This is a genomic window from Streptomyces sp. NPDC048106, from assembly GCF_040706415.1.
Classification (GTDB): Bacteria; Actinomycetota; Actinomycetes; order Streptomycetales; family Streptomycetaceae; genus Streptomyces.
In genome coordinates this window covers 163,293-183,964 of record NZ_JBEZND010000011.1, presented here as the reverse complement: position 1 = coordinate 183,964, position 20,672 = coordinate 163,293, and the positions used below count along the sequence as shown (strand labels likewise).

The 20,672-nt window shown below is 69.2% G+C and carries 17 protein-coding genes and 2 pseudogenes; 9 read left to right on the top strand and 10 right to left on the bottom strand.

What is annotated here, in order from left to right; genetic code table 11:
• Positions 1 to 162: 162 nt before the first annotated feature.
• From AB0927_RS14805 to AB0927_RS14780, 6 genes and pseudogenes are all read left to right on the top strand, one after another.
• Entirely contained in the window at positions 163 to 1,692 is a 1,530-nt protein-coding gene (locus AB0927_RS14805) for a site-specific integrase (protein WP_366667965.1), read from the top strand.
• Between the two features lie 147 nt (positions 1,693 to 1,839).
• Positions 1,840 to 3,420 (top strand): hypothetical protein, encoded by a 1,581-nt coding sequence (locus AB0927_RS14800; protein WP_366667945.1) that lies wholly within the window; start codon positions 1,840 to 1,842, stop codon positions 3,418 to 3,420.
• The gene (locus AB0927_RS14795) at positions 3,417 to 4,517 is read left to right on the top strand and encodes a hypothetical protein (protein WP_366667944.1); all 1,101 of its coding nucleotides are present in this window, start codon (positions 3,417 to 3,419) and stop codon (positions 4,515 to 4,517) included. Before AB0927_RS14800 ends, AB0927_RS14795 begins: the two co-directional genes overlap by 4 nt.
• Positions 4,511 to 5,599, top strand: coding sequence for a hypothetical protein (locus AB0927_RS14790; protein WP_366667943.1), 1,089 nt, complete (start codon positions 4,511 to 4,513; stop codon positions 5,597 to 5,599). The genes AB0927_RS14795 and AB0927_RS14790 overlap by 7 nt, the downstream gene beginning before the upstream one ends.
• The gene (locus tag AB0927_RS14785) at positions 5,596 to 6,015 is read left to right on the top strand and encodes a hypothetical protein (protein WP_366667942.1); all 420 of its coding nucleotides are present in this window, start codon (positions 5,596 to 5,598) and stop codon (positions 6,013 to 6,015) included. The genes AB0927_RS14790 and AB0927_RS14785 overlap by 4 nt, the downstream gene beginning before the upstream one ends.
• 397 nt (positions 6,016 to 6,412) lie before the next feature.
• Positions 6,413 to 6,718 (top strand): annotated as a pseudogene (locus AB0927_RS14780) (phosphate-starvation-inducible PsiE family protein); the annotation flags it as partial.
• A gap of 161 nt (positions 6,719 to 6,879) precedes the next feature.
• Here the strand turns inward: AB0927_RS14780 and AB0927_RS14775 are convergent.
• Positions 6,880 to 9,054, bottom strand: coding sequence for an FUSC family protein (locus AB0927_RS14775; RefSeq protein ID WP_366667941.1), 2,175 nt, complete (start codon positions 9,052 to 9,054; stop codon positions 6,880 to 6,882).
• Positions 9,055 to 9,873: 819 nt separating this feature from the next.
• Between AB0927_RS14775 and AB0927_RS14770 the strand changes: the two genes are divergently transcribed.
• From AB0927_RS14770 to AB0927_RS14760, 3 genes and pseudogenes are all read left to right on the top strand, one after another.
• Positions 9,874 to 10,323 carry a DUF1931 family protein gene (locus AB0927_RS14770; protein WP_366667940.1) on the top strand — a complete coding sequence of 150 codons (450 nt, stop codon included), beginning with the start codon at positions 9,874 to 9,876 and terminating at the stop codon, positions 10,321 to 10,323.
• A 68-nt stretch (positions 10,324 to 10,391) separates the two neighbouring features.
• Positions 10,392 to 10,553, top strand: a pseudogene (locus tag AB0927_RS14765) (ISNCY family transposase); the annotation flags it as partial.
• A gap of 127 nt (positions 10,554 to 10,680) precedes the next feature.
• Positions 10,681 to 11,874 carry a PP2C family protein-serine/threonine phosphatase gene (locus tag AB0927_RS14760; protein ID WP_366667939.1) on the top strand — a complete coding sequence of 398 codons (1,194 nt, stop codon included), beginning with the start codon at positions 10,681 to 10,683 and terminating at the stop codon, positions 11,872 to 11,874.
• A gap of 59 nt (positions 11,875 to 11,933) precedes the next feature.
• Here AB0927_RS14760 and AB0927_RS14755 read toward each other — a convergent pair whose 3' ends face one another.
• From AB0927_RS14755 to AB0927_RS14715, 9 genes are all read right to left on the bottom strand, one after another.
• Positions 11,934 to 12,326, bottom strand: coding sequence for a DUF2267 domain-containing protein (locus AB0927_RS14755; protein ID WP_366667938.1), 393 nt, complete (start codon positions 12,324 to 12,326; stop codon positions 11,934 to 11,936).
• A 698-nt stretch (positions 12,327 to 13,024) separates the two neighbouring features.
• On the bottom strand, positions 13,025 to 13,522 hold the full coding sequence (locus AB0927_RS14750; protein WP_366667937.1) for an Hsp20/alpha crystallin family protein: 498 nt from the start codon (positions 13,520 to 13,522) through the stop codon (positions 13,025 to 13,027).
• A gap of 41 nt (positions 13,523 to 13,563) precedes the next feature.
• A complete protein-coding gene (locus AB0927_RS14745) occupies positions 13,564 to 15,345 on the bottom strand; it encodes an FAD-dependent oxidoreductase (RefSeq protein WP_366667936.1) in 1,782 nt (593 codons plus the stop codon).
• Positions 15,345 to 15,605: a UBP-type zinc finger domain-containing protein gene (locus tag AB0927_RS14740; RefSeq protein ID WP_263233558.1), complete on the bottom strand. Its 261-nt coding sequence runs from the start codon at positions 15,603 to 15,605 to the stop codon at positions 15,345 to 15,347. The genes AB0927_RS14745 and AB0927_RS14740 overlap by 1 nt, the downstream gene beginning before the upstream one ends.
• A 6-nt stretch (positions 15,606 to 15,611) precedes the next feature.
• On the bottom strand, positions 15,612 to 16,070 hold the full coding sequence (trxA, locus tag AB0927_RS14735) for a thioredoxin (protein WP_366667935.1): 459 nt from the start codon (positions 16,068 to 16,070) through the stop codon (positions 15,612 to 15,614).
• Complete coding sequence (gene clpB, locus AB0927_RS14730) at positions 16,067 to 18,706, bottom strand: ATP-dependent chaperone ClpB (protein WP_366667934.1); 2,640 nt, start codon at positions 18,704 to 18,706, stop codon at positions 16,067 to 16,069. The genes trxA and clpB overlap by 4 nt, the downstream gene beginning before the upstream one ends.
• Positions 18,697 to 19,104: a chaperone modulator CbpM gene (locus AB0927_RS14725; RefSeq protein WP_366667933.1), complete on the bottom strand. Its 408-nt coding sequence runs from the start codon at positions 19,102 to 19,104 to the stop codon at positions 18,697 to 18,699. Before AB0927_RS14725 ends, clpB begins: the two co-directional genes overlap by 10 nt.
• The gene (locus tag AB0927_RS14720; protein WP_366667932.1) at positions 19,101 to 20,054 is read right to left on the bottom strand and encodes a J domain-containing protein; all 954 of its coding nucleotides are present in this window, start codon (positions 20,052 to 20,054) and stop codon (positions 19,101 to 19,103) included. The genes AB0927_RS14725 and AB0927_RS14720 overlap by 4 nt, the downstream gene beginning before the upstream one ends.
• A 6-nt stretch (positions 20,055 to 20,060) precedes the next feature.
• Positions 20,061 to 20,672: a nucleotide exchange factor GrpE gene (locus AB0927_RS14715; RefSeq protein WP_366667931.1), complete on the bottom strand. Its 612-nt coding sequence runs from the start codon at positions 20,670 to 20,672 to the stop codon at positions 20,061 to 20,063.

The following is a 20,672-nucleotide window of genomic DNA, read 5'->3' as shown; positions in this document are numbered from 1 at the left end:
ACCTCCACCTGGAGGACGATGAGGGCCGGGTGCTGCTCGGGCTGCGCCACCCCGACGTCCTGTACGCGGGGAGTACCTGGCATTTCGTCGCAGGGCGAGGCGAGCAGGAATCCGCAGTTTCCCTGATGCTTGGGCGTGTTCAAGCGTCAGGGGAGGCATGGGTTGATCGAGTGGTGTGTGGTGTGGGTGCCTGATCCATGGCAGTGGGGAACGCTGCCGCCGGAGGGTGTCCTGGGCGTACAGGACCTCCCGGCGGCAGTAGCGCGGATCGGATTGCGGCCGGGCGATCCGGTTTTCGTAGACCCGAATTGCGTGGTGGACAGGAACCTGCTGGATTTCGTTCGGTCCGCCGTATTCCAGCGCCTGGAACGGGAATCGAAGCGGAATTATGCGACGGACATCCGGTCGCTTCTGACGTTTCTGTCCTCACGCGGAGTGCCGTGGCGGAGGGCGACGCAGCAGGATCTGCGGGACTACCGGCACTGGCGGTGCGAGGCGCCAGAGAACCGGGGCCGGGTCAGCGGGACCAAGTGGAACCGGGAGGCGGCGGCATTCACCAAGTTGTTCAAGTGGGGCAGGGTCTACCCGCTGCCGGTAGACGTCTCACAGAGCGAGGACCGGGCTGCGGACTCGGTCAGCGCGAGGGTGTCGTGGCTTACACCGCGGACCTGGGGTTTGTGGTCGGACATCGGGCTGCGCGGCCACACCCGGGCCGGGCTCGCGGCGCCGGGGTGGGAGTCTCGGACCGAGTTGCGCAACACCAGCTTCGTGCAGCTGCTGCTCAGCTCTGGTTTGCGACGGCAGGAAGGCGGGGCCCTGCTGACCTTCGAGCTGCCGACCCAGCGCCTGCGTCACGGCCGCTATCTGCACGGCCGCATCGCGGGTGCGTTGACCAGGTCGAAGAACAGCCGGACTTTCTACGCGTCAGTCGATGCGGTCGGCCAGGTCGAGAGCTACGTGGAGTCGGAGCGGGCGTGGGCGGTGCAACGGGCCCAGGCGGAGGGGCGCTACGACCGTCTGCCAGCGATGCGGCTGGTCACGAAGGTGTCGCATGGCCTGAAGCCGAAGGTCGGGTGGGTGGATTCAAGCGGTGTCGTCAGTGGCCGCGAGCTGAGCCTTCTGGGCTGGCGCGAGCGGCAGTGGCTGTTCCTGGAAGGCCCGGATGGGCCGGAGCCAGCGTGGTTGTGGCTGACCGAGGAGGGACTGCCGATGGTCCCGGACCGGTGGAACGGCGTGTTCAGGAACGCCAACCTGCGGTGTGAGGAAGTTCTGCTCACCGCCAAAGAGCGGGCGGTCAAGCGGGAGTTTCGGTTGGCCGAGGTTCGAGGCAGGAGCCCGTACGCGACGCCGCACTCCGCCAGACACTCGTTCGCGCTATACATGCTGATTCTGTTGAACGAGCTGTTCGAGTCCCGTTACGGACTCACGAGGAAGGACCGCCGGGACTTCGCCCAGCTATTCGGCGACCCATGGTGGCTGGTCAAGGTGCTGTTGGGCCACGCGGACGTGGAGACGACGAAGCGGCACTACCTTGCCCCCGTCGCTCACCTGCAGCTGGAGTCGATCCTCGCGGCAGCCGAGACCACCGACGAGGGAAAGGACGTCGAGAACCTGGACGGCGTCTTCTCCCGGCTAGCCCGGGAGACGGCGGGTATCCAGGACATCGACACCCTCGTGGGGGTGACGTCGTGAGCGGGCGGGGACGGCGGGCCGTCCTGCCGCCGCCGGACCACCATGTCGCGCCTCCGCTGGCCCAGGACGGTCTGGTCGTGACCGTGGTCAACAAGGCCGGTTACGAGAAGAGGTACGACTTTTGCCGAGTTGCCGGTCGCGGAGCCGATGCAGCGCTCACTTGCCGCGGCGTTCGCTGCCCAGTCCCGCCGCTGGAACAGCCACCTGACCGCCAAGACCTACTGGAGCCAGGTGAAGGGCTTCGCACGGTTCCTGTCCGAGCAGGAGCGTCCTCCGCAGGACTTGGACGGTCTGTCCGCCGCCATGCTCAAGCGCTGGCGGGCTCGGCACATCAGCACGACCACTGGCAGGAATGTCCTGACGGGGGTACGCAACGTGCTGCAGCACGATCTGCGGTTGGCTTCCGGCACCGTCGCCGATGAGCTAGCCCGCCGCATTCCCGCGGGAAAGCGCAGCAAGCAGTCCTTCGAGGGGGCGGAGCGGGAGACGGTCCTGGTGACCGCGCGGCGAGAGTTTCGAGCTGCGCTGCTGCGGATCCGCGAGAACACTGGGGTGTTGGAGCGTTGGCGGGCTGGTGACCTGGCCCAGGGCAGCCCGGAGTGGCGACTGGGCGGCGTCCTCGACTACCTCGCACGCACCGGTGACGTCCCCCGCACCGCGCTACCGGGCGGCCAGAGCACCGTGACCAACTTCCGGCTTCTCGGCGGCAGGAGCGTGGACCGGACGTGGGGTCGCTTGTTACTGACCCGCAACGAGCTCACCGCACTGGCGGTGCTGCTGACCGACCAATTCGGGTGGAACCTGTCCGTCTACGACCACATGCCCGCCCCCACGACGACGCCGTCCGTGGGAGAAACCGCCACGACCACCTACCAGGTTCACGTAGAGAAGAGACGGGCAGGAGAAGGGCGGTGGTTCTCCACCGAGAACCACACGGACTCAGGCGCCGATTCCCCAGGACGACTGATTACCCAGGCCCTGGAGGCAACCGCGCACGGCCGGGTCCTCGCCGCTCAACTGGCGCCGGGCACAGACCTGCTCATGACCGCCCGCATAGGACAGCTCAGGGGCGGTCGCCAGGACCTGGACCGCCCCCGGCCCGTCGGACCTCTCGTCTTCGGCGTCCCGGACGACGCGGCTCACAGGTGGGCAAGTAGGCACAAGCTGGGCGGGTCGCCCTTCCAGCGGACACGCCGGACGATGGTCACCAAAAAGGGCCGGCCTCTCCAGCACACCCTGCGCACCCACGAGAGCGTCTACCTCCTTCCCGACCAACGCGTCCAACGCGCCTCGCAGGCCGTCATCGAGGACGGCGTCCGGGAAGCCCTCGAGCTGGCCCGGAACGTCTTCGCCGGCCACCTCACCGACGCGGCGAACCCAGACCATCAGGAGACAGTGACGGCCGACTGCGCGGACGCGGCCACCAGTCCCTGGCCTGCCCCCGGCGGGGGATGCGCGGCCGACTTCTTGCTGTGTCTGGGCTGCCCGAACGCACACGTCCACCCCGGCCACCATCCCCGCCTTGCCCACCTCCATCAGCAGCTGACCAGCCTGCGGTCGGCACTGCCCGACCGGATGTGGCGGGAACAGTGGGACGACCACTGGCAGCGGCTGGACGACCTGCGCGGCAGAGTCGGCCAAGTCACCTGGAACGCGGCTCTGGCCCAGGCCAGCAAAGCCGACCGCACTCTCGTCGGCACTCTGCTCAAGGGAGACCTCGCGCCGTGACCACCATCCTCGCCGTCGACGACGACCCCTATGCGGTGCCGATGCCCACCCCGCACAGCTCCACCGTGCTGCCCAAGTGGATCCGGCCTGCCAACACACACGCCAACTCCCGGTATCAGGACGCAGTCTGGCCTTTGGCTTCGCTCATCGATAATCCCAGCACCAGGCCCCTGAGCCTGCATTGGAAGAACTGCCCGAAGGAACTGCAAGGCCAGGTGAAACTGGCGGCCTGGACCATGATCAACGGCCAGCTTCGGCCCACCCTGGTCAAGGAACGTGGATCCGCGGCCCGGGCACGACGCTCCGCTGAAGATATGGGAGGCACGTGCCGAGAATGGATGCGGCTGGCACGCTGGTTGCGCAAACGCGGCGTCACTGAACTCGCCGCCTGCACCGAGGACGTGTGGCGCGACTACGCCGAAGTGCGCTGGGCAAACGACGTCAGCCGCCGCCAGGCCGTGAAGATCATGAGCCGGTTGACTGATCTGTGGGCGTTCGATCGGCTCTCCGCCCACCCCTCGAGGATCAGCCGACCTCCATGGGACACCAAAGGCGTTGACGACTTCCTTCCCGCCTCCGGCGATGGTGACGGCGGTGCAGAGAACTTGACCGAGCCGTTGGCCCCACAGGTCATCGGGCCTTTGCTGGTGTGGGCGATCCGCATGGTCGAGGACTTCGCCGACGACATCCTGGCCGCTTGGGCAGAGACCTGCGGCCTGACCGAATGCGCCCGGAGCAACCCTTCCACCCCCGAGGGCCTGGCCGCCCTCAAGGCATACCTGCTGCCCCTTCGCGAAACGGACACCGCTATCCCCTTCGCCGTGACCCGCGGCAAGGCCGGGATAGCCCGCACGTTCATCGCCGGCACCACCGGCGCCAGCCGCCACCAGGTCATGAAACTCACACAGCGGTACGGACTCGCCTCGCTGGCACTCCAGCGACCGGGGCCCTGCCCCTTGCACGCGCCCGTGACCGGACGCATCAATGGGCGGCCCTGGCGTGAGCACATGGATTACAGGGAGACAGCCACCCTGATGCGGCACCTCGGCACCTCGGCACCTCGGCACCTCGGCACCTCGGCACAGCGGCGATGGTGATCTGTCTCTATCTGACCGGCATGCGTCCGCAGGAGATCCAGGGCCTGCGCTCGGGCTGTTGCCCGGACCCCGACCCCGCACCCGACGGCACTCCGAGACGGCACCTGATCCGCAGCCACCACTACAAGAACGTCACGGACGACGATGGACATCACGTCTCCGCCGGAGAAGAGCACGAAGTCCCCTGGGTCGCCATCACGCCCGTCGTCCACGCCATCCGCGTCCTGGAACGCATGGTCCCCGAGGGCGAACTCCTTCTCAGCGCGACGCACCACGACTTCCCCCACTCCCGCGGCTATCGCGGCGCATTGAAGTACGGAGCCCTGAGCCGGAAGATCGAGGACTTCGTGACCTGGGCGAATCATGAAGCCCTCCTCCAGGGCCTGCCGAACCAGGTCATCCCGCAGGATCCCCACGGACCGATCGGCCTGTCCAGGTTCCGTCGCAGCCTGGCCTGGCACATCGCGCGTCGCCCGGGTGGACTGATCGCTCTCGCCATCCAGTACGGCCACATGCGCACCGTCCTCGACGCCCGCACCTCCAGCGGCTACGGCACCCGCAGCCGCCGCGGGATTCACAGTGAACTCGACGTCGAGACCGCCCTCGCCGCCGCCGACACAGCCGCCCACCTGCGCGACCGGATCGCCGCCGGCGAAAGGATCTCTGGCCCGGCAGCCCGCCGGGCCATCACCGCCACCTTCCACGCCCCCCGTTTCGAGGGCCGCATGGTCCCCAAGACCTTCGCCAAGAAGGCCACCGCCTACCTGGCCCGCGACGGCATCGTCCTGTTCGACAACCCAGACGCGTTCCTGATCTGCGCATTCAAACGCGACAACGCGCTATGCGAGCCGGCACCGGACGCGACAGCCCCCAACCAGTTCGCCTGCCAGCCGGGCTGCGGCAACGCGGTCCGCACTGACAGCCACGCGCGTGACATGCGCGACCGCGCCCACGAGATCGACTCCGCAGCCGCCCACTCCCCCGAGCCCATCAGCAAGCGCCTCCGGACCAACGCCGACCGGCTCCGCGCCCTCGCAGACACCCACGATGAGACCGCCCAGCCAACTGAGGCCCTGACATGAACCAACAACATCAGAACGAACGAGCACGCATCCGCGCGGCGATCGACCGCCTCCTTGCTGGCCAGGCCACCAACTCCAACGGCAGCCTCACCGTCGTCGCCCTTGCCGCCGAGGCCGACGTGCACCGCATGGCACTTCTGAAGCGCCACGCCGACCTCAAGAACGAGTTCTACGAACGTGTCCGCAACGAAGCCGCGCAAACTCCAGAAGCCGAGCAAAGGCTCCGCAAGACCAATACCAAGCTCAGAACGACCATCGCCAATCAGAAGGCCGAAATTGAACGGCTCCGTCAACTGGTAACCCAACTCACCCTGGCCAGCGCCGTGCTTACGCACGAGAACGCCAGACAGTCAGGCTCCGCACTACCACCTGACAACGTCGTCCCTTTCCCTTCCACGGCCACAGAGGTTTTGTGACGAGGATCGCTACTTGGCATCAGGCAACGTTCGTGACCTGTGCTGATGTCAACCGGCCACGTCGGACACGTCGACCTGCTCGTTCGCCGCCAGGGGCGCCGTTGGTCTCCGTCTGCCAGCGGATGCCCCTGGCGGTGCGGTGGCACGGTTCCTCCAGCAGTCCGGAGGCAAGGTCCCGGGCCGATTCGGAGGGCAGACCCCGGGTCGGCGCCAGGACGGGCCGCGGTTTCCGCCGTTCGTGTCCGCGTCGGGCTGCCTCATAACTCTTGTCCTGCCGCCTGGTAGGCCTCGGTGATGTCGCGCCTCGCTGCTTCCCCCAGGCTGCCACCACAGGGAGGGATCCGCTCGTCCACCCGCTCGGCAGCACGCCGCGCCTGCGGGACGGGGCACCCCTAGCATGCTGAATGTGCGACCCATTCTCCCGAAGATCGAGGGCGGCCGGGTACAGGGCCTCCTACAGCTCATCGAGGACGGCATCCACCTCGTCGTCGCGGCGCTCCTCGTACTGCTCGCGGGGATCCTGACCGTCGGGGTCGTCCATGACGTCATCCGGTCGGTCCAGGGGCCGTACCGCGAGGAAACCGTCGTTCTCTCCGCCTTGGACAGCAGCCTGGTGCTGTTCATCGTGGCCGAGCTGCTCCACACCGTCCGCCTCACCATCAGGAATCAGACCCTCGACGCGGAGCCTTTCCTCGTCGTCGGCCTGATTGCCGGCATCCGCAGGGTGCTCATCGTGACGGCCGAGGCGGAGAAGTCCTTCCGGTGGAACGTCGAGGGGATCGAACTGCTCATCCTGATCGCTCGACGCGGCCCGGAGACTACTTCCCGCTCCAGGAGGCGCGGCGCTCTCCGTCGCCGGCTTCGTCACCCACCCCGGCGCGCGGGTCCTGATCCGTCACCTTCCGCCGCCGCGGCCGCCCGCACTCGCTGCTCCTCGCGAGCAGAGCCGACGTCCTGTTCCAGGGGTGTGCGGCTCACGGCCGTCGCGAGGTCCTCCAAGGCTTGCTTCTGCAGTTCCGCCTCGCGCCGCACGACCGGGCTCCGGTCCCCGGCGGCACCCTCCCACGCGTGGAGCGCCTCCTCCACGCGCCCCCAGTCCGGATTCCTGTGCTCGCGCACGTCGACTGCCGCCTGCGCGGTGTCCGCCTCCAGGGCCTCGGCGAACCGCTCCGCCTCGGGGACGACACGGCTGTCGGCCCGCGGGACGTGGCTCTCCATGAGCATCGCCGCGCGGCCGAACCCCTTGAGCGCCTCCTGCGCCTCCTGCGCCTCGCGCGACGTCAGCCCCCTGGGGCGGACTGGTTCCTGCCTTGCCCGGTCGTATGCCTCCTGCCAGGCGGCACGTGCCTCCCGGCTCGCCAGCAGTGCCCTGCGCATGTCGGCGTGATGCTCCCGGGTCGGTTCGGCGTAGTTGCGGAGCACCGCGGCCGCATAGCGGCCGTTGGCTGCGAGCCAGTCCGCAAGCCGGCCCGGCAGCCGGGGTGTCTCCCATGCGGGGAACACCACGTACGCCAGCATTGCCAGGGCCCCGCCGAGCAGGGTGAGCACCACCCGCTCCGGGACCGTCTGCTCCCACGCCTGACCGCCCATGCCGAGCAGGAAGACGACGTACGCGGCGGTGAAGCACTGGGAGTAGGCGTAGCCGGTACGGATCAGCGTGTACGACAGGCCCGCCGAGACCACCGCCAGCGCGCCGAACACATGGGCATCCGGTCCCAGGGCCTGCACCATCACGGTGGCGAGCGCGACCCCCGCCAGGGTCCCGGCAAGACGGGCCACCGCACGCGCGTACGTCCGGTGGAAGTCCGGCCGCATCACCATCACCGAGGCGATGGGCGCCCAGTAGCCGTGGCCCAGGGGGAGCCGGGCGGCGATCAGATAGCCGAGCGTGGCCACCGCCGCCAGGCGGACGGCGTGCCGGAACACGGGCGAGTCCCGGCGGAGCTCACGGCGGACCGCCCGGAGGACGACCGGGACCAGCCGGAACATTGTCGGGCGCATCAGGAACTGGGCGCCCGCGGGGCCGGGCAGCGTGGGCGTCCTCCCGCGCGCGCCACCACTCCCGGCAATCTCCAACGCCTCGCCGAGCAGTTCCACGAGCCGCTCGGCGGCCTGCCTCGCGGGGCCCTCCAGTACCTCGTGCTCCTCGTCGACGCGCAGGACGTCCGTGCTCCCGGGCCGCACCTCGGCGGGAGTACCACGGCGGATCGAACGGGCGACCGCATCCAGAACGTCGGCGGCCGCGTCGAGCAACTCCCGCGCGCGGTCCCGCCCGGGTCCCTCCGCCGGGGCGCCGACGTCCGGGTCGGCGAGCGCGGCGACGACCGGCCGAATGCGCTCGGCGAGTCCGCGGGGGCCGTGGAGGGCGGGGGGACGGGTTCGGGCCTGTGACGGCGTCACGGCGGCCGCGTCCCGGGCCGTCATCAACGGCTCCGGGTCGAACGGGGCGGTCGGATCGTGCCGCAGCCGGCGGGCGTAGTCCGCCACAGCGGCCAGGGCGTCGGCGAGCGCGTCACGATGCGCCCCCCAACGGCGGATCGGGAACAGCAGGATCAGCACGGCCTGCGTCACGCCCCCGAGCGCGATGACCCCAGCGTGCTCCAGGGCTCGCCCGACGCTCGTGGGCAGAGTGATGGTCACCAGCATGCTGCCGACCGTCGTCGCTGCGACGATCCCAGCGGTCGATCCGACGGCCCACGCCATTCCCGCGGCAAAGGCCCATACGGCCAGCAGCGGGAGGAACGTCACGAGTCGCCCCGCCGCCAGGTAGCCCACGAAGGTGCTGAGCGCCAGAGCCGCGCCAGCGCCGAGCGCGATCACCTTGCGTGGACGCCAGGTGCGCTGGAAGGTGGCCCCACCCGCGGAGTAGGCACCGAGGGCGGCGGACGCGGCATACGCAGGGGAGACCAGCCACAGCGCCGGCCCGATGACGATGGCCACCCCAGCGGCCGTGCGCAGCGCGAGCAGGGGTTCCAGCCGCGTCTCCTCGATCGTGAGCCCGGATCGCACGACCTCTCCGAAGGTCCGCAGCCACGTCACGGGTGTGAGCCTAGCCGGAACGCCCTGCCGGGTCGCGTCGGCCGCGCCGCCGCCTCCTGGCGGCGCCGGGCTCGGCGGACGCACGATCCCGGGCCGACCTACACTCACAAACCGGCACCCTCGAGTACAGGGCGATCGATGACCACACCCCCCAGCGCCAGTTGTCAGCCGCAGCGGCCGCGACTCGACGTCGTCCTCGTGGCCGATCCGTGATGGCCGACGGAGGTCGCGAAGCGACTGAAGAAGGGTGACGGACCTGCCCTAACTGACTGCACCCGCCCCGTCATCGCCATGATCGGCCCGCCGGAGCACATCACGCTGCTGTCGCTGCCCATGCTCAGCCTGATGCGCGCCGCCCACCGGCTGAGGGGAGCGGCCCTCGGCGTGATTGGAGCGCTGATGGAGTCCGGCAACACCCTGCCACCCGGGAGGTCCAGTACACCAGCGAGGCACCGCACGTCCGCGGGCGGTTGCGGCCGCTAGGCGGGATGGTGCGCGTCAACCGGCTCTGGCTGTGCTGTTCACCGGCCTCTCCCGAGCGCTCGCTGGCGTGTTCGTCACCGCGGCGTTCGGCCTCATGAGCAGCGACATCTGGGGTCACCCTTTACGTGGGGCAGCTCCGCGACGCGGTGTTCGCCCTGCTGTGGATCCACGCCCGTCCGACTACCCGGGCAGTCGGACGCCTGGGCCTGGCAGGGCAATCCAGGGAGGCTAATTGAGCCCGACATGCGCATGCGTTCGCGCGCCCCGTCGGCCAGGCTGAATAGGAAGCCCAGGGGCCGGGAGCCACCCCGGCGCCCGCAGCCGGAGGTTGCCGTCATGACCGTGATGTCCATCGCCAGGTTCGAAAGGTTCTTCCGCGCGGCCGCGGGGCTGGACGTCGACAAGAACGATCTCAAGCGCTACAGCGATTTCTTCGACGCCAAGCTCTATGATCTGCTGACCGTCGCCCAGGCCACTGCCAAGGCCAACGGGCGCGACATCATCCGGACCTGTGACCTACCGATCACGAAAGGCCTGCAGGAGAGCATTCACCACTTCCGGAAGATCGATCAGGAAGTAGAACTCAAACCGATCCTGGAACAGCTCGCCACCCACCCCGCTCTGGACCGCACGCCCGACGAGGAGACCGAGGCAACCTATCCGGACATCATCGGCGGACTCAGCCTGGCCCTTGCTCAGTGCTTCAAGATCCTCCACCCCGACCTGAAGAACCCCCAGACCCAGCACTGGGACGAGGCCCGACCCGTCTTCGACCTCCTGCTGTGAATGGCGACCGGACCAGGCGGTGCAGACCACGGCCAAACAGCGTCAGCGCGCTCTGCTTCCTCGGCTGCCGCAACGATCTGCTGGCTCGCCGCAGGCCCTCGTCCAAGGTGCTGCCGAAAGCGATCCTGGTCGGTGAGCTGGCCGAGACCGCGGCGGGCACCCGCCGCCTGCTGGAGCCGACCGCTGTCCGGCTTGCGGGGATCCGCACGATCTCCTACCGGCTGGTGTCGTAAGTCGCTCCCGAAGCCCGACCGATCCGCAAGGGCAGGCCTTAGCACCCCAGGCTGATCGGGCCACATCCCGGGTGTCGCAGAGCTCAGATTGTGGCGGCTCGACCTCGCAGGGATCATCGAAGGCATGGACAGGAACATGTCCGTCGGATCCGGTGAGCGGCTGCTGGAGGAACTCGTCAGAGCAGCCCAGCTGGCATCACCTGCGGAACTGCCCGTGGTCGTTAACCGGTATGCCGAGGCCATGGGTATGGGCAGGGCCGTTGTCTATCTGGTCGACATCCAGCAAAGACTGCTGGTGCCGCTTGTCGAAAGCGAGCCGGAACTGGAACTCGACACTTCGCTGGCCGGATGGGCCTACCGCACCGACTCTCTCCGAGTGGAAGAAGTCCCCTCCGGCGGGCTGAACGTATGGCTGCCCCTGACCGACGGAGCGGAGCGGCTGGGTGTCGTGGAGCTGAACATGAGCACCCTGGACGGACTCAAGCTACGGCGCTGTCGAACGACGGCGCTGCTCCTCGCACCGATCATCACATCCAAGCGCACTTACAGCGACACCATTGCACAGCGCATGCGTACCAGGCCGATGCACTTGCCCACGGAGATGGTGAGGGCTTTTCTCCCTCCCCGGTCGATCGGCACCGGGCGGGTCGTTTCGACGGCGGTCCTGGAGCCTGCGTACGAACTGGGCGGCGATGCTTTCGACCATGCGTTCACCGAGGACGTTCTGCACGCCACAATCCTTGACGGCATGGGGCACAACCTGGCGTCCGGACTTGCCACCTCTGTCGCCATGGCAGGTTGCCGTAACGCCCGGCGCAGCGGGGCAGACCTGAACGAACTCGCGGGCACCGTGGACGAGGCGCTGGCGAAGTGGCTTCCGGAGCAGTTCTGCACGGGTGTCTTCACCCAGTTGCACATGCCCACCGGCGTGCTGCGCTGGTGTAACTGCGGCCACCCGCCTCCGTTGCTCATCCGTCGCCACCGCCTGCTCCACAATGCCTTGGAGCGGCCACCTGAGCCTCCTTTGGGTCTGCCCGCCAGTCTCGCCGGGACCGTCCGTCAGGTGCACGAGGTCAGCCTCCAACCCGGTGACCGAATACTGCTCTACTCAGACGGCGTCGTAGAGTCACGCGACGAGGCAGGCGAAGAGTTCGGCCTGGAACGCTTCACCGACTACATCATCCGGTCGACCGCAGCGGGGCAGAGCGCCCCGGAAGCGCTGCGCCTGCTCATCCGCGCCATCCTCGATCATCGGCACAACAAACTCAGCGACGACGCCACGATCTTGATGTTCGAGTGGCAGCCCCCTGATCCGTGACCGCAAGAGCCGGAGAGCGCAGCCGTGGCGCCGGCTTTCGTTCTGGGCGTCTCGCGAGCTCAGTCCGCGAGGTCGGCCTTGCCGAACAGGACCGCGTAACTGGAGGGGAGTTGGCTGATGATCTGATTCAGCTCTCCGCCGGTGACAGCGTCGGCAACGGTGGTCAGGACCGCGCTGGCGTCCCACTGCGCCGTACGCGGCCGGGCATGAGTGCGCTCGGCGACCCGGCGGTAGAACTCTTCGATCCCGAAGCCTCGCACCTGCTGCGGCGTGGCATCGTCCAGAACTTGTCCCAGCGGGCCGGGCAGCTGGGATGCGAGGTCCTTGACCTCTCCCGGGCTGATCCGTTGGGCCAGCACTTCCAGCACGGCGTTGGTGACGTCCGCGGCTTCGGCCTGGTCGTTGTATTCGCCTCGCTCGCGCACACGGGCGAGGAATCCGTCGTATTTCATAGCTGCCTTCCTTCTGCCCCGGTCACCGCTGGTCATAAGGCTCGCCCGGTGTGCCGTCGCGCCGGGCGGCAACCGCCCCGACGATCGTCACTTCGAGTCCGTCCAGAATTCAGACGGCTCCCAAACCGATGACGATCCACCAATGGAATCGGAATCGGGACCACGCAGCCGGTCGGCCGGGCGGGGACCTTGGTCGTGACGACACCAAACTCGGCAGTGCTGGTCATGCCACGCCTCCTTGTTCAGCGCCATGGGCTGTTACCTGGAAAGGGACAGAACAGGCCGGAATGGACAGGTCCGCATGGTGTGGTCTTCTGCGCTGCGCTGCCACCTTCTGGGACACCGTTTTCCCTTCTCCATGAGGGCGACACGATGCTCTGGCACTGCGCGCGTCAGTGCGGAGCGGAGGGAAGCAAGCGATATCCATCGGCCCAGGACGCCGAGCGCACGCACGGGCATTCGACCGAGAGGACCAAGCGGACATGGGCCGACGCGCACCGCTGAGTCTGCACCCCCTTCGGCTGCTGCGCGCCCGGACGTCTGCGGCGCCGAAAGGGAAGCCGGTGGGGAGCCGCGCGCCGAGTCTCCGCCGCCGTGAGAGGTTGTGACACGGGAGGTCATCCATGAGTCACCCGGGTGTCGAGCGTCACCGGCCCGACCGCGGTGCCGGACGTGTGTCCGGAACCGCGGTCGGCGTCTCAGCCGCTGCTCTCGGTGCTTTCACTCGTCTCGCTGATCTCGACGTGCCGCGGCTTTGCGACCTCGGCCTTGGGGACGGTGATGGTGAGCACCCCGTCCGACATCTGTGCATTGATCTTTTCGGTGTCGACCTCTCCGGGCAGCCGCAGCCGGTACTCGAAGGCTCCGGTGCGGCGGGTGCTCCGGCGCAGGACGCCTTTGCGTTCCTTCTCCTTGATCTCTCCGGTGACCACCAGCTCCTGGCCGTTGGCTTCGACGTCGATGTCCTTGCTCTTGACGCCGGGGAGTTCGATCTCGACGTGGAAGGCGTCGTCGGACTCCGTGACATCCGCCAGGGGTGTCCACGCGACTGCGGGCGCCACGCCTCCCACCGTGGATTCGATCAGTCCGCTCATCTCACCGAGCAGTTGGTCGAACTCCGTCAGCGGATCGCGTGCCCAGCCCAGGGGCCTGTCCTGCACTGAACCACCGCGGTGGCGCCGGACGGGCATGGTCATTCCCATCGCCTCCTTCTCGTGATCTCCTCGCCCGCTGGGCGTCATGCGAGCCAAGCGGACTCCTTCGGACGGGTGTACGGGGATCTGTCGGTGCCGCCCGGCGCGGCCGCGTGGCCCAGGTAGCGGTGCACGAAGTGGATACTCATCGCGCCTTCTCCGACCGCGGAGGCCACGCGCTTCACCGAGTCGCTGCGGACGTCGCCGGCGGCGAAGACGCCAGGCAGGCTGGTCTCCAACGTCAGGCAGTCGCGGCCCTGGCTCTGCCACAGTTCGGGAACGGAGCACGCCTGCGCCTCCGCGCCGGTGAGCACGTAGCCGCGCGCATCGAGGGCGAGCGCGCCGGACAGCCACTCGGTGTGAGGGTCTGCGCCGGTGAAGACGAACAGGGCACGCACCGCGAGGTGGCGGTGCTCGCCCGTACGGTGGTCGACCACGGTGACCGCCTCCAGCGCCTTGTCGCCGAGTGCCTCGGTCATCTCGGTGTGCAGCAGCACGCGCACCCGGGGGTGACGCTCGATCTGATCGATCAGGTAGCGGGACATGTGCGCTTCAAGGCTCGGCCCACGGACGAGCAGATACACCTGCGGTGCGTACCCGGCCAGGAAGAGCACAGCCTGGCCTGCGGAGTTGCCGCCGCCGACCACCGCCACCGGGTCGGTACGGCACTGCTGGGCCTCGTAGACGGTCGCCGAGTAGTGGACGCTCGCGCCCTCCAACGGTTCGATGCCGGGCACATGGAGGCGGCGGTAGCGGGCGCCGGTGGCCAGGACAACGGTACGGGCGGTGATCTCGCTGCCGTCGGCGAAGCTGACGGCGTAGTGGCCGTCCCGCGGTTCGAGCCGGACCGCCTCCGCCGGGACGCTGATCCGGGCGCCGAACTTGTCCGCCTGGAGCACAGCGCGCTCGGTGAGTTCGGCGCCGGAGATGCCGGAGGGGAAGCCGAAGCAGTTGTCAATGCGGGAGGACGTCCCGGCCTGACCACCGGTGGCCATCGCCTCGACCACGGTCGTGCCGAGGCCCTCCGAGGCGGCGTTCACCGCGGCGGCGAGACCGGCCGGACCGGAGCCGACGATCAGGAGATCGCCGTGGCCGTTGCTCGACGGCAGGGGCGGCAGGCCGATGAACCGGGCCAGTTCGGCGTTGCTCGGATTGCGCAGCAACGTCGTGTCCCGCCAGATCACCAGCGGCGTCTGCTCCGGACCAACCGCGAAGCGGCGCAGCAGCGCCTCTGCCTCCTCGTCCGTCTCCAGATCGATCCAGCGGTGCGGCAGCCGGTTGCGGGCGGCGAACTCGCGCAGCCGCCGGGTGTCGGGCGAATAGCGCGAGCCGATGATGCGGAAACCGGCGCCCTGCCCGACGAGCAGAGCACGGCGGCCCAGGCAGGCGCGCAGCACCACATCACCAAGGATGGAGTCCCGGGTCACCAGGTCACGCAGCTGGCCCATGGACAGGGCGAGAATCTCGCCGGGGTCCCTGACCACGGCGGTGTAGAAGGCCACCTGTCCATTCAGGAGGCCCAGTTCGCCGATGAAGCGGCCGGGGCCGTGCACACGTAGCAGGTGTTCATCGGGCATGCCGTAGCCCTCGACGATGGCGACCGAACCACTGAGGACGACGTAAAACGTCTCGCACCGCTCCCCCTCCCGGATCAGCACGGCACCGGCGTCAACCGCGCGCCGCCGGCCGTTCTGCGCCAGGCCGGCCATCTGGTCGTCCGACAGGCGGGGATAGGCGCCGTAGATGTCGGGCGTCTCAAAGGGGACGCTCTCCTCCGCCTCGTCCGGCACCGGCGATGCGCCGGGCCGCGTCTCGTCGCCGGGCATCACACGAACGCCTCATGGACGAAGCACCACCGCCAGTCCTCGCCGGGCTCCAGCGACGCCACGATCGGATGGCCGTCGGCGGCGGCGTGACGGCGGGCATGCCGGTTCGGCGAGGAATCGCAGCAGCCGACGTGGCCGCAGGTCAGGCAAAGCCTGAGGTGGACCCAGGGGGAATGCGTGGCCAGGCACTCCTCGCACCCCGGGGCACGCGGGGTGACGGGGCGCACGAGGGCGAGGTGGGGGTCGGTCCGTACGGTCATGGCCGATCATCCTTTCCCAGCCGGGGCGCGGCCCGCGATCGACTGCTCCACCCACCGTCGCAAGGCAGGGGCAGGTGCGGCACCCGACTGCCGGGCGATGGTCTGTCCTTTGTCGAGGACCAGCAGCGTCGGTACCGCCTGGACCTCGAACCGCCGCGCCAGACGCGGGTTCTTGTCGATGTCGACCTTGACCAGCTTGATCGTTCCTGCGAGATCGGCGGCGACTTCCTCCAGCGCGGGGCTCACCATGCGGCAGGGGCCGCACCAGGTGGCCCACAGGTCCACGACGACGGGCACGGTGGCCTGCTCTACGACGTCGGTGAAGTCGTCGTCGCCCGCGTCGGCCATCCACGGCAGCGGCTGCTTGCAGTTGCCGCACCTGGGGCGGCCCTCGGCGGCTGCCGGCACCCGGTTGGTGCGCCCGCAGTGCGGGCAGGTGACGTTGGTGGCTTGCACGGTGCTCATGCCGCCCTCGTTCCCTTCACGTCCTCGGGCTGGTCGTAGGTGACCACCAGTTCTCCGTGCTCGGCGTCGACGCGCACCGTCGCGCCGTCCTGGACGTCGCCGCGCAGCAGGGACCGTCCGACGAGGGTTTCGACCTCGTGGGAGATGTAGCGGCGCAGCGGGCGGGCCCCGTAGACCGGGTCGTAGCCCTGGTGGGCGATCACCTCCCTGGCCGCGTCGGTGAGTTCGACGGTGATGCGGCGTTCGGCGAGGCGGCGGCGCAGTTCGTCGAACTGCAGTTCCACGATGCGCTCGATCTGCCGCTCACCGAGCGGCTTGAACAGCACGATGTCGTCGACGCGGTTGAGGAACTCCGGGCGGAAGTGCCCGCGCAGCTCGCCCATCACCAGGGCGCGGGCGTCGGGCTTGATCTCGCCCTCGGCGGTGGCGCCGTCGAGGAGGTGCTCGGAGCCGATGTTGGACGTCATGATGATCACGGTGTTGCGGAAGTCGACCGTGCGGCCCTGAGCGTCGGTGATGCGGCCGTCGTCGAGGATCTGCAGCAGGGTGTTGAAGACATCCGTGTGCGCCTTCTCGATCTCGTCGAACAGCACGACCGAGTACGGCTTGCGGCGTACGGCCTCGGTGAGCTGGCCGCCTTCCTCGTAGCCGACGTATCCGGGCGGTGCGCCCATGAGCCGGCTGACGGTGTGACGCTCCTGGTACTCGCTCATGTCGAGGCGGACCATGTTCTCCTCGGAGTCGAACAGGGCCCGGGCGAGGGTCTTGGCCAGCTCGGTCTTCCCGACGCCGGTGGGGCCGAGGAAGATGAACGAGCCGATGGGGCGGCGTGGGTCGCGGATGCCGGAGCGGGCGCGGATGATGGCGTCGGCGACGAGCTTGACGGCCTCGTCCTGGCCGATGACCCGCTCGCGCAGGATCTCGTCGAGGCGCAGCAGTTTCTCGCGTTCGCCCTCCTGGAGACGGGCGACGGGGATGCCGGTCCAGGCGGCGACGATCTCAGCGATCTCCTCCTCGGTGACGACCTCCCGCAGCAGCCGGTTCTGTCCTTGTTTGGCGGCCAGTTGCTCCTCCTCTGCGGCGAGCCGGCGCTCCAGGTCCTGAAGGCGTCCGTAGCGCAGTTCGGCGGCTCGGTTGAGGTCGTAGGCGCGTTCGGCCTCCTCCGCTTCGTGGCGGACCTGCTCCAGTTCCTGGCGCAGTTCCTGCACGCGTCGGATGGCCTGCCGTTCGGCCTCCCACTGGGCGTGTTTGGCGTCAGCCTCGCCGCGCAGGTCGGCCAGTTCCCTGCGCAGCTCCTCCAGGCGGGCTTTGCTGGCGGGGTCGGTCTCCTTGGACAGGGCCGCCTCCTCGATCTCAAGGCGGGTCACACGGCGGGTGATCTCGTCCAGTTCGGCGGGCATCGAGTCGATCTCGGTGCGCAGCCGGGCGCACGCCTCGTCGACGAGGTCGATGGCCTTGTCGGGCAGGAACCGGTCGGTGATGTAGCGATGGCTGAGGATGGCCGCGGAGACCAACGCGGTGTCCTGGATCTTCACGCCGTGGAAGACCTCCAAGCGTTCGCGCAGTCCGCGCAGGATGGAGATGGTGTCCTCCACGCTCGGCTCGTCGACCAGGACCTGCTGGAAGCGGCGCTCGAGAGCGGCGTCCTTCTCGATGTGCTTGCGGTACTCGTCGAGGGTGGTGGCGCCGATCATGTGGAGTTCACCGCGGGCGAGCATCGGCTTGAGCATGTTGCCCGCGTCCATGGCCCCTTCGGCGGCGCCCGCACCGACGACGGTGTGCAGTTCATCGACGAAGAGCAGGATGCGCCCTTGGGCGGCCTTGACCTCGCTGAGCACGGCCTTGAGGCGTTCCTCGAACTCACCGCGGTACTTGGCGCCGGCGACCAGGGAGCCCATGTCGAGGGCGAACACCGTCTTGTCGCGCAGGCCCTCGGGCACGTCGCCGCGGACGATGCGCTGGGCGAGGCCCTCGACGATGGCGGTCTTGCCGACGCCGGGGTCGCCGATGAGAACGGGGTTGTTCTTGGTCTTGCGGCTGAGGATCTGGGTGACCCGGCGGATCTCGGCATCCCGGCCGATGACCGGGTCGAGCCGCCCGGCCCTGGCCTCGGCGACGAGATCGCGGCCGTACTTCTCCAGAGCCTCGTAGGCCACTTCGGGGTTGGCGGAGGTGACGCGCTGGTTGCCGCGGACCTGGGTGAGCGCGCTCAGGAACGAGTCCCTGGTGATGCCGGCCTGTTTGAGCAGTCGCCCGGCGGCGGTTGAAGAGCCCTCCTCGGCCAGGGCAAGCAGGAGGTGCTCCACGGACACGTACTCGTCCTTGAGGCGTTTGGCCTCCCGTTCGGCGGCATCGAGCAGGCGGGCGAGGCGCTGAGTGACGAAGACCTGGCCGGGTGCCGCGCCGGGGCCGGTGACCTTCGGACGGCGGGAGAGCTCCTCGCGCACGGCAGCGCGCAGCTCCTTCGGCTCGGTGCCGGACTGTTGCAGCAACCGCGGGATCAGACCGTCCTCCTGATCGAGAAGCGCGAGCAGCAGGTGTTCCCCGTCGACCTCGGTCTGCCCCATGCGGACGGCCGCGGTCTGGGCCTCCTGCAGGGCTTCCTGGGACTTCTGGGTGAGACTGTTTATGTCCATGGGGGTGTTTCACTCCTCGTGCCGGCGCGGCGCAGGGCGGCTTCGAGCAGGCTGATGCGGTCCAGCAGGTCCAGCACCAGGCCGATGGATGCGTAGTTGAGGCAGAGTCCGGAGCGCAGCCGCTGGATGCGGGCGAGGACCGCCGGGGCCGTGGGGTCGAACACCAGGTGCTTCGCGGCATCGAGCTCGGCGTCGACCAGGCCGAGGGCGACGAACCGGCGGATCAGATCGGGGTGGAGGCCCGAGCGACGGGCCACGGTGTCCAGCGAGAGCCTGGGGACAGGCACGAGCGCGTACCGGACAGCCGCCGAGGCGGTGACGTCGGCGCCCGTCCGTACCGGACGGTCGCCCACGCCGGCCCGGCCGATGCCTGCCGCTCCCGCGGGTCGGTCGTTCATCGCGTCCTCCTGGGGTCGAACGAGGAGGTTGCGGCGAGCTCCTCGAACAGTTCGCGCTCCCGGTCGCCGAGGGCGGGCGGCACCATGACACGGAGTTCGGCGTACAGGTCGCCGTTCGCGCCTCGCGGGTTCGGCATGCCCTCGCCGCGCAGCCGCAGCCGCCGGCCGCTGGACGAGCCCGCGGGCACCGTGACCTTGGCCGTGCCGCCGCCGGGGGTGGGCACCGGCACGGTCGCGCCCAGGGCCGCCTCCCAGGGGGCGACCGGGACCTGTACGTGCACGTCGCGGCCGTCCAGCCGGAACCGGGGGTGGGGCTGGATACGTACCCGCAGGTACAGGTCGCCCGCGGGGGCATCACCACTGCCCCGGCCGCCCTCGCCCGACAGCCGGATGCGCTGCCCGTCGGTGACACCCGGTGGCACGTCGACCTCGTACCGCCGCGGCTGCCCCGTGGGACCGGCGAGCGTGACGCTGCGACGGCCGCCTCGGTACGCCTCCTCGACGGTGAGCGACAGTTCGGCCTCCTGGTCCGCTCCGGGGACGCCGCCTCGGGCGGCGCCGGCTCCGAACATGGAACCGAGCAGGTCCTCAATGTCGATGCCCTCCGCTCCGAAGTCGTCGCCGAAACCGGTGGCGTACCGGACACGGGGGCCGCCCGCGCCCGCGGTCCTCCGAGCGCGGAAGCCGCCGCCAGCTCCGGCCGCGACCCGTTCGTCGAAGTCCTCGGGGATCTTGCGGAAGTCCTCGCCGAAGCGGTCGTAACGGGCCCGGGTCTTCGGGTCCGACAGAACGCTGTATGCCTCGTTGAGGTCCTTGAAGCGTTCCTCCGCCCCCGGGTCCTTGTTGACGTCGGGGTGGTACTTGCGGGCGAGCTTGCGATATGCCTGCTGGATCTCGTCCTGGCTCGCGGTCCGCGACACGCCCAGCACCTCGTAGAAGTTCCGTGCCATGACCGGTCACTCCCGCTTCGCGACCGTCACGGCGGCGGGCCTGAGCTGCCGTTCGCCGTCCCCGTAGCCGGGGCGCAGCACCTCGACGACGGTGCCCGGCGGGGCGTCGGGGTCCTGGACGACGCCGACCACCTCGTGCCGGGCCGGGTCGAAGGCGACGCCGGTCTCCGCGTGCCGCGGGTAGCCGAGCAGTTCGAGGACGTTCACCGCCTGGTCGCGTACGGCCCGGACGCCCTCCGTGATCGCACCCGGATCGGCGCCGGCATGGGTCAGGGCGAGCTCGAGGTTGTCGAGGACGGGCAGGAAGGCGGCCGCCGTGCGGGAACGCTCGACCGTCCTCTCCCGCTCCAGTTCCCTGGCGTGGCGCTTGCGAAGGTTGTCGAGGTCGGCGAGCGCGCGCCGCCAGCGGTCCTCTAGTTCCTGGATCGCGGTCGTGTACTCGTCCTCGGCAGGCGTGGGGCCGGCGGCGTCGCATCCCGGTTCGTCGTTCGCCGCTTCCGGCCGGGGCGCCGGGCCCGGTTGCGGCAAATCCCCACGAGGAGGGCGTACGGCGCCTTCCGGGACCGGTTCGACCGGCTCCGACGCGGCCCGGTCGGGTTCCTGGGGGCGGCTGGACAT

Bases quoted from the DNA above. Each gene is read 5' to 3' on its own strand.
- AB0927_RS14740 (WP_263233558.1), bottom strand. From the start codon at position 15,605: ATGACCGTACGGACCGACCCCCACCTCGCCCTCGTGCGCCCCGTCACC.
- AB0927_RS14755 (WP_366667938.1), bottom strand. From the start codon at position 12,326: ATGAAATACGACGGATTCCTCGCCCGTGTGCGCGAGCGAGGCGAATAC.
- AB0927_RS14785 (WP_366667942.1), top strand. From the start codon at position 5,596: ATGAACCAACAACATCAGAACGAACGAGCACGCATCCGCGCGGCGATC.
- AB0927_RS14725 (WP_366667933.1), bottom strand. From the start codon at position 19,104: ATGAACGACCGACCCGCGGGAGCGGCAGGCATCGGCCGGGCCGGCGTG.
- AB0927_RS14715 (WP_366667931.1), bottom strand. From the start codon at position 20,672: ATGTCCAGCCGCCCCCAGGAACCCGACCGGGCCGCGTCGGAGCCGGTC.
- AB0927_RS14750 (WP_366667937.1), bottom strand. From the start codon at position 13,522: ATGACCATGCCCGTCCGGCGCCACCGCGGTGGTTCAGTGCAGGACAGG.
- AB0927_RS14800 (WP_366667945.1), top strand. From the start codon at position 1,840: ATGCAGCGCTCACTTGCCGCGGCGTTCGCTGCCCAGTCCCGCCGCTGG.
- AB0927_RS14720 (WP_366667932.1), bottom strand. From the start codon at position 20,054: ATGGCACGGAACTTCTACGAGGTGCTGGGCGTGTCGCGGACCGCGAGC.
- AB0927_RS14745 (WP_366667936.1), bottom strand. From the start codon at position 15,345: ATGCCCGGCGACGAGACGCGGCCCGGCGCATCGCCGGTGCCGGACGAG.
- AB0927_RS14790 (WP_366667943.1), top strand. From the start codon at position 4,511: ATGGTGATCTGTCTCTATCTGACCGGCATGCGTCCGCAGGAGATCCAG.
- clpB (WP_366667934.1), bottom strand. From the start codon at position 18,706: ATGGACATAAACAGTCTCACCCAGAAGTCCCAGGAAGCCCTGCAGGAG.
- AB0927_RS14770 (WP_366667940.1), top strand. From the start codon at position 9,874: ATGACCGTGATGTCCATCGCCAGGTTCGAAAGGTTCTTCCGCGCGGCC.
- trxA (WP_366667935.1), bottom strand. From the start codon at position 16,070: ATGAGCACCGTGCAAGCCACCAACGTCACCTGCCCGCACTGCGGGCGC.
- AB0927_RS14760 (WP_366667939.1), top strand. From the start codon at position 10,681: ATGGACAGGAACATGTCCGTCGGATCCGGTGAGCGGCTGCTGGAGGAA.